Below are 12,774 nucleotides of genomic sequence, written 5' to 3'. Positions count from 1 at the left end.
GAGTTCGCCCGCGACCGCCGCTTCGCCAGCGGCCACGAGACCGTGCTGCTGCATTCCACCCACGCCTTCGACGCCTCGACCTACGAGCTGTGGGTGCCCCTGTTGAACGGTGGGCGCATCGTGGTCGCGCCGGCCGCTGCGCTCGATGCGCTCGATTTCCGCCGGCTCATCGCCTGCCATCGCCTGTCGACCTTGTGGCTGACCACCGGCCTGTTCCACGAATTCGCCGAGTCCGCGCCGGACTTGTTCGCCGATCTGGCGCAGGTCTGGACCGGCGGTGAGGTGCTGTCGGTCGATACCGTGCGGCGGCTGCAGGCACGGCACCCGCATCTGCGCCTGGTGCATTGCTATGGCCCCACCGAGACCACTACCTTCGCTGTGAGCGGCGCGATCGCGGCGTTGGACGAACACACCCATAACGTCCCGATTGGCACGCCGCTCGACAACATGCAGGCCTACGTGCTCGACGATGCACTGCGACCGGTGCCGGCCGGCGTGCCCGGCGAGCTGTACATCGCCGGCGCCGGTTTGGCGCGCGGCTATCTGCAGCGCCCGGCCTTAAGCGCCGAGCGTTTCGTCGCCAACCCCTTCGCGACCGGCCGGCGCATGTACCGCTCCGGCGACCGCGTGCGCTGGCGCGACGGCCGCATCGAGTTCGTCGGTCGCAGCGACCAACAGGTGAAGATCCGCGGCTTCCGCATCGAACTCGGCGAGATCGAGGCTGCGCTCGCTCGCGCCGGTTGGCCGCACAACCTCGTCGTCGCCCGCGAAGACCGCCCCGGGCAGAAGCGGCTGGTCGCCTATCTGGTCGCTGCTCCCGCCGCGCTCGATCGCGAATCGTTGCGCCGCGCACTCGCCACGCAACTGCCCGAGTACATGCTGCCGGTCGCCTTCGTGGTGCTCGATCGCCTGCCCTTGACCGCGAACGGCAAGCTCGACCGCGCCGCCCTGCCGTCGCCCGATGCCGCCGCTGCGACCGGCGGCCGCGGCCCGCGCAACCCGGGCGAGCAGACTCTGTGCAGGCTGTTCGCCGAAGTCCTCAGCGTGCGACGCGTCGGCATCGACGACGACTTCTTCGCCCTCGGCGGGCATTCCTTGCTGGCCACGCGTCTGCTTGGCCGGATCCGCGCCGAGCTCGGCAGCGAAGTCGCGCTGCGCAGCCTGTTCGAGGCGCCGACGGTTGCGGCCCTGGCCCAGCGCCTCGCAAGCGGCGCACGCACGCGCCCGCCGCTGCGACGGCAGGAGCGGCCGGCGACCTTGCCGCTGTCGTTCGCGCAGCAGCGCCTGTGGTTCCTGCACCAGCTACAAGGCCCCAGCGCCACTTACAACATTCCGCTGGCCTTGCATCTGCAGGGCGAACTCGATGCGGACGCGCTCGAACGCGCCCTCAACGATCTGATCGCCCGTCACGAAAGCCTGCGCAGCATCGTCCCGCTGACCGATACGCCACAGCAGTGCGTGCTCGATCGCGCCGAGTTGCGTCTGGCGACAGTCGAACTCGACGAGTCCGACTTGCCGGCGGCGCTCAATGCCGCGGTCGCCCATGCCTTCGACCTGAGCCGGGAGCTGCCGCTGCGCGCGCAGTTGTTCCGGCTCGGCCCGCATCGGCACGCCCTGCTGCTGTTGCTGCACCACATCGCCGGCGACGGCGCCTCGCTGGCGCCGTTGGCGGGCGACCTCGCCAGCGCTTACGCGTCGCGGTTGCGAGGCCAGCCGCCGGCATGGATACCGCTGCCGGTGCAGTACGCCGACTACACCCTCTGGCAACGGCAATGGCTCGGCGACGAGCGCCGCCCGGACAGCACGATCGCCCGGCAGATCGGCTACTGGCGCGAAGCCCTCGCCGGCCTGCCGGAGCGCATCGCGCTGCCGCAGGACCGGCCGCACCCGCCGGCGGCGAGCCATCGCGGCCGGCGCCTGTCGTTCGCCGTCGACGCCGACACTCACGCGCGCCTGCTCGCGCTGGCGCAGGGCCGCAACGCCACCTTGTTCATGGCCCTGCATGCGGCCCTGGCCGCGACCCTGAGCCGGCTCGGCGCCGGCGACGACTTCGCCATCGGCACGCCGATCGCCGGCCGCGTCGATCCGGCCCTCGACGGTTTGATCGGCCTGTTCGTCAACACCCTGGTGCTGCGCAGCGACACCGCCGGCGACCCGAGCTTCGAGGAGTTGCTCGACCGCGTGCGCCGCGTCGACCTCGCCGCCTACGAGCATCAAGACCTGCCGTTCGAGCATCTGGTCGAGGCCTTGAACCCGGCGCGCTCGCTGTCGCATCACCCCTTGTTCCAGGTGATGCTGAGCCTGCAGAACGGCATCGGTGCCGGTGCCGAATTGGTATTGCCCGGCCTGAGCCTGCGCACCCAGGCCTTCGACCTCGACATCGCCAAGTTCGAGCTCAGCGTCGGCTTCAGCGAATGCCGCGGCCGCGACGGCCGCCCCGACGGACTCGACGGCAGCATCGAGTACGCCACCGATCTGTTCGACGACGCCACAGCACGCGATATCGCCGAATGCCTGCAACGCCTGCTGCGCGCGGTCGCGATCGACCCGAGCCGACCGATCGGCGGCATCGCCCTGCTCGGCGAAGACGAACGGCAGCGGCTGCTCGCAAGCGGCCGCGGCGACGAGGCTGTCGAGCCGATCACCGTGAGCGCGGCCTTCGAGCGCCAAGTCGCCCTCACGCCGACCGCGCCGGCCCTGGTGTTCGGCGACAGCGTGCTGAGCTACGCCGAACTCAACCGCCGCGCCAATCGCCTCGCCCATACCCTGATCGGCCGAGGCATCGGCCCGGAAGACCGGGTCGCGCTGGTGTTGCCGCGCTCGCCGCACGCCATCGTCGCGGTGCTCGGCGTGCTCAAGGCCGGCGCCGCTTTCGTGCCGCTGGACCCGGAGTATCCGCTCGATCGCCTCGCTTACATGCTCGACGACGCCAGCCCGCGCCTGAGCATCGGCGATCGCGCCGGCCGCGCCCGCTTGCCGGCACTGGCCGACGCGGTCTGGTTCGGCCTCGACGACGAGGCCAACCTCGCCGCGATCGACGACAGCCCGCTGCACAACCCGAGCGATCGCGAACGCACGAGCGCGCTGCGGGTGCAGCACCCGGCCTATGTCATCTACACCTCCGGCTCCAGCGGCCGGCCCAAGGGCGTGGTCGTCGCTCACGCCGGCATCGCCAACCTGATCGAAAGCGGTGTCGAACCGCTCGCCATCGGCGCCGATGCGCGCGTGCTGCAGTTCGCCTCGCTGAGTTTCGATGCCGCGTTCTGGGAGCTGTGCATGGCGCTGTTGTCCGGCGCCGCACTGGTGATGGCCGAGTCCGAGCGCCTGCTGCCCGGCCCGGCCCTGGCCGCAACGATGCGCGCGCATCGCATCACCCATGCGCTGCTGCCGCCGGCGGTGTTGTCGCTGTTGAACCCGGACGACCTGCCGGACTGCCGTCGCCTGATCGTCGGCGGCGATGCCTGTGCACCCGCGCTGGCCCATGCCTGGGCGCAAGGCCGCGGTTTGATCAATGCCTACGGCCCGACCGAGACCACGATCTGCACGAGCTTGACCGCGCCACTGGCGAGCGACGTGGTGGCGTCGCAGCACCGCTTGCCGATCGGGCACGCGGTGCGCGGCAGCCGCTTGCATGTGTTGGATACGCGCCTGCGTGCGGTGCCGGTCGGCGTGCCCGGCGAGCTCTACATCGGCGGCCCGGGGCTGGCGCGCGGATACCTCGATCGCCCCGGCCTGAGCGCCGAGCGCTTCGTCGCCGACCCCGATGCGCCCGGCGAACGCATGTACCGCTCCGGCGATCTGGCGCGGTGGCGGCGCGACGGCCAGCTCGAGTTCCTCGGCCGCGCCGACCGCCAGCTCAAGCTGCGCGGCTTCCGCATCGAACCCGGCGAGATCGAGGCCGCACTGGCCGAGGCCGGTTTCCCGCACAACACCGTCGTCGCACGCGAAGGCCCGCACGATCAGCCGCGCCTGGTCGCTTATCTCGTCGCTGCGAACGCCGACACCGCGGCGCTGCGGCGCCGGCTCGCGTTACGCCTGCCCGAGCACATGCTGCCGGCGGCCTTCGTCGTCCTCGAACGCTGGCCGCTGACACCGAACGGCAAGCTCGACCACCGCGCCTTGCCGGCGCCCGGGCTCGATGCGGCCGCGACCGAACACTACGCAGCGCCGCGCGGCGAGGTCGAACGAACCATCGCGGCGCTGTGGCAGGAATTGCTGAGCCTGCCGCGGGTCGGCCGCCACGATCACTTCTTCGAGCTCGGCGGGCACTCGCTGTTGGCGGTGCGCTTGATCGAACGCATGCGCCAGGCCGGGCTGATCGCGCGCGTGCGCCTGCTGTTCGCTCAGCCGACCCTGGCCGCCTTCGCCGCCTCGGTGGAAACCGCGGCAATCGAACATCGCGCGCAGCCCGAGGTGCCCACGTACGCGATCCCCGCCGATAGCACCGCGATCACGCCGTCGATGCTGCCGCTGGCGAATCTGAGCCAGGCTGCGATCGACCGTTTGATCGCCGAAGTGCCCGGCGGCATCCGCAACGTCCAGGACATCTACCCGCTCGCGCCCTTGCAGGAGGGGCTGCTGTACCACCACCGCACCGCCCAGGCCGGCGACCCTTATCTGCTGCAAGCGCTGTTCCGCTTCGACAGCCGCGCCCGCCTCGACGCGTTCCGCGACGCTTTGCAGGCGGTGATCGACCGCCACGACATCCTCAGGACCGCGATGGCCTGGGAGGGCCTGGCCGAACCGGTGCAGGTGGTGTGGCGACGCGCGCAGCTGCCGATCGAGGAGATCGCCCTGGACCCGAGGGCCGGCGCTGTCGCCGCGCAGTTGCAAGCCCAGGTCGATCCGCGTACGCGTCGGCTCGACGTGCGTCGCGCGCCGCTGCTGCGCTTGAGTTGCGCACACGACGGCGCCGACGGCCGTTGGGTCGGTGCGCTGCAGTTTCATCACATGGCCCTGGACCACACCGCGCTCGAGGTGGTGCAACGCGAGATGCAGGCTTTCCTGCACGGCGAGATGGCGAGCCTGCCCGCGCCGGTGCCGTACCGCGATTACGTGGTGCAGGCGACCCTCGCGCAAGGCCAGGCCGCGCACGCAGCCTTCTTCCGCGACCTGCTCGGCGATGTCGACGAGCCGACCCTCGCGTTCGGCGTCGACGGATCGCCGGCCAAGAGCCACGACAAACCCGGCGCGCACGACGCAGCCACAGGCGACGACGAAGCCCACGAGGAACTAGGCAGAGAACTCGATCAGCGCCTGCGCGTCCAGGCGCGGCAACTCGGGGTCAGCGTGGCGAGTCTGCTGCACCTGGCCTGGGCGCAGGTGTTGGGACGGTTGAGCGGACGCGACGACGTGGTGTTCGGCACGGTGCTGTTCGGCCGTTTGCACGGCGCCGCGCACTCCGATCGCGCCCTGGGCATGTTCATCAACACTTTGCCTTTGCGCGTCGCACTGACCGCAGACGTCCGTGCAGCGGTGCAGGCCACCCACGCAAGCCTCGCCGCGTTGTTGGAACACGAACACGCGCCGCTGGTGCTGGCGCAGGCCTGCAGCGGCGTCGCCGCGCCGCGGCCGCTGTTCAACAGCCTGCTCAACTACCGCCACAGCGCGCCGACCGCCGACGCCGCCTGGCCCGGCATCGAGGCCCTGGACTCGGCCGCGGGCGAACGCACCCACTATCCGCTGACCGTGGCGGTCGACGACCTGGGTACGGGCTTTGCCCTCGGCGTGCGCACCTGTGCCGGCATCGATGCCGCGCGCGTTTGCGCCTGCCTGCGCCAGTCGCTCGAATCCCTGGTCGACGCGCTCGAACACGCGCCGCACACGCCCGTGCTCGGTCTCGAAGTCTTGCCGCCGCCGCAGCGCGAGCAAGTCCTGGTCGGCTTCAACACGCCGCAGATGGACGCCGCTGAAGACGACTGCCTGCATCGCCGTTTCGAGGCGCAGGCCGCGCGCAGCCCGGACGCGGTCGCGCTGAGCTACGAAGGCGCCGCGCTGACCTACGCCGAGCTCAACGCCCGCGCCAACCGGGTCGCCCATCGCCTGCTCGCACTCGGCATCGCGCCCGACGACCGCGTCGGCCTGTGCGCCGAGCGCGGGCCGGAGTTGGTGATCGGCGTGCTCGGCATCCTCAAGGCCGGCGCCGGCTATGTGCCCTTGGACCCGGCCTATCCGGCCGAACGACTGCGCTATCTGCTCGACGACAGCGCGCCGGTGGCGGTGCTGGCGTCGTCGCAGATGCACGAGACGCTGGGCGCGACCTCGGTACCGCTGCTCGAACTGAGCGCCGAGGCCTTCGCCGACCTGCCGACGCACGACCCGCAGTTGCCCGCGCTCGGGCCCCGACATCTGGCCTACGTGATCTACACCTCGGGTTCGACCGGACAAGCCAAGGGCGTGATGGTCGAACACCGCCAGGTCGCGCGCCTGTTCGCCGCGACCGCGGCGCAGTTCCGGTTCGGCGCCGACGACGTCGGCGTGCTGTTCCATTCCTTCGCCTTCGATTTCTCGGTCTGGGAGCTGTGGGGCGCCTTGCTGCACGGCGGGCGACTGCTGCTGGTGTCGCGAGCGACCAGCCGTTCGCCGCAAGAGTTCTACGAATTGCTGTGCCGCGAAGGCGTGACCGTGCTCAACCAGACCCCGACCGCGTTCCGTCACCTGATCGCCGCGCAGAGCCGCAGCCAGCACCGCTTGCGGGTGGTGATCTTCGGCGGCGAAGCGCTGCAGACGAACCTGCTCGCCCCCTGGTACCGGCGCGCCGACAACGCACGCACCCAGTTGGTCAACATGTACGGCATCACCGAGACCACGGTGCACGTGACCTATCGCGCCCTGAGCGCGGCCGACGCCGAGCGCACCGGCGCCAGCCCGATCGGGCGCGCCCTCGCCGACCTGCGCGTCTACGTGCTCGACGCGCAGCGCCAACCGCTGCCGATCGGCGCGATCGGCGAGCTCTACGTGGCCGGCGCCGGCGTCGCGCGCGGTTATCTGCATCGCCCGGCGCTGACCGCGGAACGTTTTCTCGACGATCCGTTTTGGCCGCAGGCGGCGCACGCGCGCATGTACAAGACCGGCGACCTGGGCCGCTGGTTGCCCGACGGCAGCCTCGAATACCTCGGCCGCAACGACGATCAGGTCAAGATCCGCGGCTTCCGCATCGAGCTGGGCGAGATCGAGGCGACCTTGCAGCAAGTCGCCGGCATCGAGCAGGCGCTGGTCGTCGCGCGCGACGACGGCCCCGGCGCGCTCGTTGAGGACGGTCCTGCTGTCGATGGTCCCGCCGAGAAACGCCTGATCGCCTATTACACCGGCCCGTCGCTGCCAGCCGAAACCTTGCGCGCGCGGCTGCAGGCGCGCTTGCCCGAGCACATGCTGCCGGCGGCCTATGTGCACCTGCCGCAGTGGCCGCTGACCGCCAACGGCAAGCTCGACCGCAAGGCCTTGCCGGCCCCGGACCTGGATGCGGTCGCGACCCGCCGCTACGAAGCGCCGCGCGGCGAAGTCGAGACCACGCTCGCCGGCATCTGGTGCGAACTGCTCAAGCTCGACCGGGTCGGCCGCCACGATCACTTCTTCGAACTCGGCGGCCATTCGCTCAAGGCGATCAACCTGGTCGCGCGCGTCGCCGAGGCCTTCGACGGCCAGTCGCTGTCGTTGCTGGCCTTCTATGCGCAGCCGACGATCGCGGCGCTGGCGCAGTCGCTGCAAGCCGGACAGGCCGCGGGCTACGACCCGGTGCCGCAGTTGTTGGCGAGCCGCGCCCGCAGCGAACTGACGCTGCTGTGCGTGCCCTATGCCGGCGCCTCGGCGACGATGTTCCGACCGCTCGCCGAGCACCTGGCCGCATTGGACCCGCGCATCAGCGTGTATGCGGTGGCGATGCCGGGCCGCGATGCCGACGAGGCCGGGGCCGGACTGCGCGACCTCGATGCGCTGGCCGCGCTCTGCGTCGAACGCCTGCTGGCGAAGACCGACGGCAAGATCGGCCTGTACGGCCACTGCGTCGGCAGCGTGCTGGCGCTGGAGATCGCCCGCCGCCTGGAAGCGGCCGGGCGGCCGCTGAAGTTCGTCTGCGTCGGCGGGGTGCTGCCGCTGTCGAGGCTGTCGCGATGGCTGCTCGGGCGCGATCCCTGGAAGTCCACCAGCGATGCACACCTGCGCGAACTGATCCGGGCCTGGGGCGGGTCGATCGAGGGCCTGCACGAGGACGCGCTGCAACGCCTCAGCGCCGGCTTTCGCCAGGACGCCCGCCTGGCCGCGGCCCACCTCAAAGGCCGGCCGCCGCCGCGGATCCAGGCCCCGCTGTTCAACATCAACAGCGAGGACGACCCGCTGACCCGCGGCCATCGCCGCAAGTACCGGCGTTGGCGGGCCTGCTCGGAGCGGGTCCACGCCATCGTCCTGGCCGACGGCGGGCATTATTTCGTCAGCCGGCAGCCGGCGCAGGTGGCCGCCATCGTCCACGCCATCGACCGGGGCCACGGCCTGCTGGGCCGCAGCCGCGGCGGCGTCATCGACTGGGGCTGAGCGCCAGGCGCTCCGGCGATCACGGCGGGCCGGCCTCCGCGCCGGCCCGATCCGGCCGGCCGGTCGCCGCCGCGCAAGGCCTGCGCGGCTTCACCCGCCGCGAATCCGGGCCGCCCCATCCTGCCCATATCGCCATCTCGCACCTCGAAACAACCAACGCGCATTTCCCTAGGCGCTGGCCGCTGGGATAGCGTCCCACCTCTCTGTCCCTATCCAGACGGCCGCCCACGCCACATGAGCGAGCACGCCCTGCCCCTACCGACCTCCGCCGTTCGCTGGCGCCGGCCGTTGCCCGGTTTCGGGCTCGGCCTGGGCTTGGGCCTGACCTGGCTCGGCCTGGTCGTGCTGTTGCCGCTGGCGGCGCTGATCCTGCGTTCGGGCGGATTGGGGCTGGCCGGGTGGCTGCGCGCGATCGGCGATCCGCGGGTGATCGCCTCGCTCAAGGTCAGTTTCGCCACCGCCTTCATCGCCGCAGTGTGCTCGCTGCTCGGCGGCGCTCTGATCGCCTGGGTGCTCGAACGCTACCGTTTCAGCGGCCGGCGCCTGCTCGACGCCCTGGTCGACCTGCCGTTCGCCTTGCCGACCGCGGTCGCCGGTATCACCCTGGCGGCGATCTACGACGAGAACGGCTGGGTCGGCCAGTTGCTGCAGCCGCTCGGCATCAAGCTGGTCAACAACACCACCGGCATCGTCATCGCCCTGATCTTCATCGGCCTGCCGTTCGCGGTGCGCACGGTGCAGCCGGTGCTCGAAGCGCTGGGCCGCGAGCAGGAAGAGGCCGCCGCCTCGCTCGGCGCCTCGCGCCTGACCACCTTGCGGCGGGTGATCCTGCCCGAGCTGCTGCCGGCGCTGCTGACCGGTTTCTCGCTGGCGTTCGCGCGCGGCCTGGGCGAGTTCGGCTCGGTGATCTTCATCGCCGGCAACCTGCCGATGAAGACCGAGATCGCGCCCTTGCTGATCACCATCCGCCTGGAAGAAGAAGGCGGCGTGACCGCGGCAATCGTACTGGCCACCCTGCTGTTGCTGATGTCCTTCGCCTGCCTGGTCGCGATCAACGCCGCCTCGGCCCTGTTCGCTCACGGGAGCCGCCGCGATGGCTGACGCGCGCGACCAATTGCAGGAACCGGCCTGGGTCCGCTGGACTCTGATCACGCTCGCCGTGGCGATCATGGCCCTGGTGCTGGTGCTGCCGCTGCTGATGCTGCTCGGCGCCGCGTTCGGCAGCGGCCTCAAGGTCTGGATCGCCGCGGTGACCGAGCCGCACACCTTGTCGGCGCTGCGCCTGACCCTGCTGACCGCGGCGGTGGTGGTGCCGGTCAACGCGATCTGCGGCGTGTTCATGGCCTGGGCGCTGACCCGTTTCGAATTCCGCGGCAAGCGCACCCTGCTGGCCTTGATCGACCTGCCGTTCGCGGTGTCGCCGGTGGTCGCCGGCCTGTGCCTGGTGCTGTTGTTCAGCCCCACCCACGGCTACTTCGCCGACCTGCTCAACCAGTACGACATCAAGATCCTGTTCGCCACGCCCGGCATCGTCCTGGCGACCATGTTCGTGACCTTCCCGTTCGTGGTGCGCGAACTGATCCCGCTGATGGAGCAACAGGGCAGCGACGAAGAACTCGCCGCCCGCTCGCTCGGCGCCAGTGCCTGGACCATGTTCTTCCGCGTGACCCTGCCGAACATCAAGTGGGGCCTGTTGTACGGCGTGCTGTTGTGCAGCGCGCGCGCGATGGGCGAATTCGGCGCGGTCACGGTGGTGTCGGGCAACATCATGGGCAAGACCAACACGCTCTCGCTGCACGTCGAGGTGTTGTACAAACAACTCGGCGGCGAAGCCGCGGCCGCGTTCGCCGTCGCCTCGCTGCTCGCCGGCCTGGCCCTGGTCACGCTGGTGTTCAAGATCTGGCTCGAGGCACGTCACGGCGACGCGCTCGCGCGTTCGCATCGCCGACATTGATTCACAGGTAATCGCCCGACATGGATCTGCACATTCAAGCCATCGCCAAGCGCTACGCGACCGTCGCCGCGCTCGACTCGGTCGACCTCGACGTCGCCTCGGGCGAACTGGTCGCCTTGCTGGGGCCTTCGGGCTCGGGCAAGACCACCTTGCTGCGGGTAATCGCCGGCCTGCTGCAGCCCGATTCGGGCCGCCTGCTGTTCGGCGACCAGGACGCGACCCGGCTGAGCCTGCGCGAGCGCAACGTCGGCTTCGTGTTCCAACACTACGCCTTGTTCAAGCACATGAGCGTGGCCGAGAACATCGCCTTCGGCCTGCGCAGCCGGCCGCGTGCGCGCCGGCCCGACAAAGCCACCATCGCCCAGCGCGTGCAGGAGTTGTTGAACCTGATCCAGTTGCCGGAACTCGGCGCGCGCTATCCGGAACAGCTGTCGGGCGGGCAGAAGCAGCGCGTCGCCCTGGCCCGCGCGCTCGCGATCGACCCGACCGTGTTGCTGCTCGACGAACCCTTCGGCGCGCTCGACGCCAAGGTCCGCATCGAACTGCGCCGCTGGTTGCGGCGCCTGCACGACCAGACCGGACAGACCACCTTGTTCGTCACCCACGACCAGGAAGAAGCGCTGGAGCTGGCCGACCGCGTGGTCGTGCTCAAGGACGGCCGTATCGAACAGGTCGGCACCCCGGACGAGATCTACAGCGCGCCGGCCTCGGCCTACGTGTTCGACTTCATCGGCCGCGCCAACGTCATCGAAGGCCAGACCGAAGGCGGCCAGCTCTCGGTCAACGGCCACGCCCTGCGCCTGCCGGTCGACAGCCACAGCCGCAGCCGCGCGCGTTTGTACGTGCGCCCGCACGACATGGCCCTGGTCGCCGACGGCGAAGGCCTGCCGGCCCGGGTGCTGTCCGCGCACCGCCTGGCCGAACGCATCACCCTGGAATTGTTGGTCGAAGGCCAGGTGCGGCCATTGGAACTCGACCTGGTGGCGACCCCGGACGCGGTCACCCCGGCCCCCGGCAGCACCGTGCACGTGCGCCCGCTGCGGTATCGGGTGTATTCGGACTGAGCCGCAGCCGGCGGGCGACGCGAGTTGCCGCCCAAGCATGCGGCCGCCAGCGCCAGCCTCCCAAGCCCCAGGGCTGAGTGCGTATATTCGGCCCGAACAGGCAAACCCGGCCGGGCTCCCTGGCTTCGGCACGCGCGCCTCCAAACATCTCTGCGGTTGGCAGAACGCAGCGTCCGCCTCCGGGCGCGACCGCCGGTCGCAGGTCGCCGCGACCGCCGGGGGTAAACTAGCGCCCATGAACTATCCCTATTCGCGCCCGCGGCGGATGCGCCGCGACGAATTCTCGCGACGCCTGATGCGCGAGACCGTCCTCACCGCCGACGACCTGATCTATCCGGTGTTCGTCCACGAACTCGACGGCCGCGCGCCGGTCGGCTCGATGCCCGGCATCGAACGTCTGTCGATCGACGAACTGCTGCGCGTCGCCGAACGCGCCAGCGAGCTGCGAGTGCCCGCGCTCGCGCTGTTCCCGGTCACCGCGCCGGAGGCCAAGTCGCTCGACGCGGTCGCCGCCTGGGACGAAGACGGCCTGTGCCAACGCGCGATCCGTGCGCTCAAGCAGCGCTTCCCCGAACTCGGCGTGATCACCGACGTCGCCCTCGACCCCTACACCAGCCACGGCCAGGACGGCCTGGTCGACGACAGCGGCTACGTCATGAACGACGAGACCGTCGAAGCCCTGGTCAAGCAGGCGCTGTCGCACGCCGCCGCCGGCGCCGACGTGGTCGCGCCCAGCGACATGATGGACGGCCGCATCGGCCAGATCCGCAACGCGCTCGAGCTCGACGGCCACATCCACACCCGCATCCTCGCCTACAGCGCCAAGTACGCGTCGAGCTTCTACGGCCCGTTCCGCGATGCGGTCGGCTCGGCCGGCGCGCTCGGCAAGGGCAACAAATACACCTACCAGATGGACCCGGCCAACAGCGACGAGGCGCTGCGCGAAGTCGCGCTGGATCTCGACGAAGGCGCCGACATGGTCATGGTCAAGCCGGGCATGCCCTACCTCGACATCGTGCGCCGGGTGAAGGACGAATTCGGCGTGCCGACCTTCGTCTACCAGGTCAGCGGCGAGTACGCGATGCTGCGCGCGGCGATCCAGAACGGCTGGCTCGACGAACGCGGCTGCGTGATGGAAGCCCTGACTTCGATCAAGCGCGCCGGCGCCGACGGCGTGCTGACCTACTTCGCGCTCGATGCGGCGCAGTGGATGCGCGAGGCCCGCTGAGG

5 protein-coding genes are annotated in these 12,774 nt (G+C 70.5%); all 5 read left to right on the top strand.

The features are described 5' to 3' along the window. The coding region (locus tag EX88_RS0103870) for a non-ribosomal peptide synthetase (protein ID WP_051884425.1) at positions 1-8,526 on the top strand (8,526 nt) is incomplete at its 5' end. Positions 8,527-8,760: 234 nt separating this feature from the next. Continuing rightward, entirely contained in the window at positions 8,761-9,627 is an 867-nt protein-coding gene (gene cysT / locus EX88_RS0103865; RefSeq protein WP_036147971.1) for a sulfate ABC transporter permease subunit CysT, read from the top strand. Beyond that, positions 9,620-10,480 (top strand): sulfate ABC transporter permease subunit CysW, encoded by an 861-nt coding sequence (cysW, locus tag EX88_RS0103860; RefSeq protein WP_051884424.1) that lies wholly within the window; start codon positions 9,620-9,622, stop codon positions 10,478-10,480. The genes cysT and cysW overlap by 8 nt, the downstream gene beginning before the upstream one ends. Positions 10,481-10,500: 20 nt before the next feature. Further along, on the top strand, positions 10,501-11,544 hold the full coding sequence (locus EX88_RS0103855) for a sulfate/molybdate ABC transporter ATP-binding protein (protein WP_031370688.1): 1,044 nt from the start codon (positions 10,501-10,503) through the stop codon (positions 11,542-11,544). Between the two features lie 235 nt (positions 11,545-11,779). After that, complete coding sequence (gene hemB, locus EX88_RS0103850) at positions 11,780-12,772, top strand: porphobilinogen synthase (protein ID WP_031370687.1); 993 nt, start codon at positions 11,780-11,782, stop codon at positions 12,770-12,772. Positions 12,773-12,774: the final 2 nt, after the last annotated feature.

This window comes from Lysobacter antibioticus (assembly GCF_000731095.1).
GTDB classification, from domain to species: domain Bacteria; phylum Pseudomonadota; class Gammaproteobacteria; order Xanthomonadales; family Xanthomonadaceae; genus Lysobacter; species Lysobacter antibioticus_B.
Note: the sequence above shows the minus strand (reverse complement) of the source record. Positions and strands in the feature narration are given on the sequence as shown.

Excerpts from the sequence above, each read along its gene's own strand:
- EX88_RS0103855 (WP_031370688.1), top strand. The coding sequence starts at position 10,501 with ATGGATCTGCACATTCAAGCCATCGCCAAGCGCTACGCGACCGTCGCC.
- cysT (WP_036147971.1), top strand. The coding sequence starts at position 8,761 with ATGAGCGAGCACGCCCTGCCCCTACCGACCTCCGCCGTTCGCTGGCGC.
- cysW (WP_051884424.1), top strand. The coding sequence starts at position 9,620 with ATGGCTGACGCGCGCGACCAATTGCAGGAACCGGCCTGGGTCCGCTGG.
- hemB (WP_031370687.1), top strand. The coding sequence starts at position 11,780 with ATGAACTATCCCTATTCGCGCCCGCGGCGGATGCGCCGCGACGAATTC.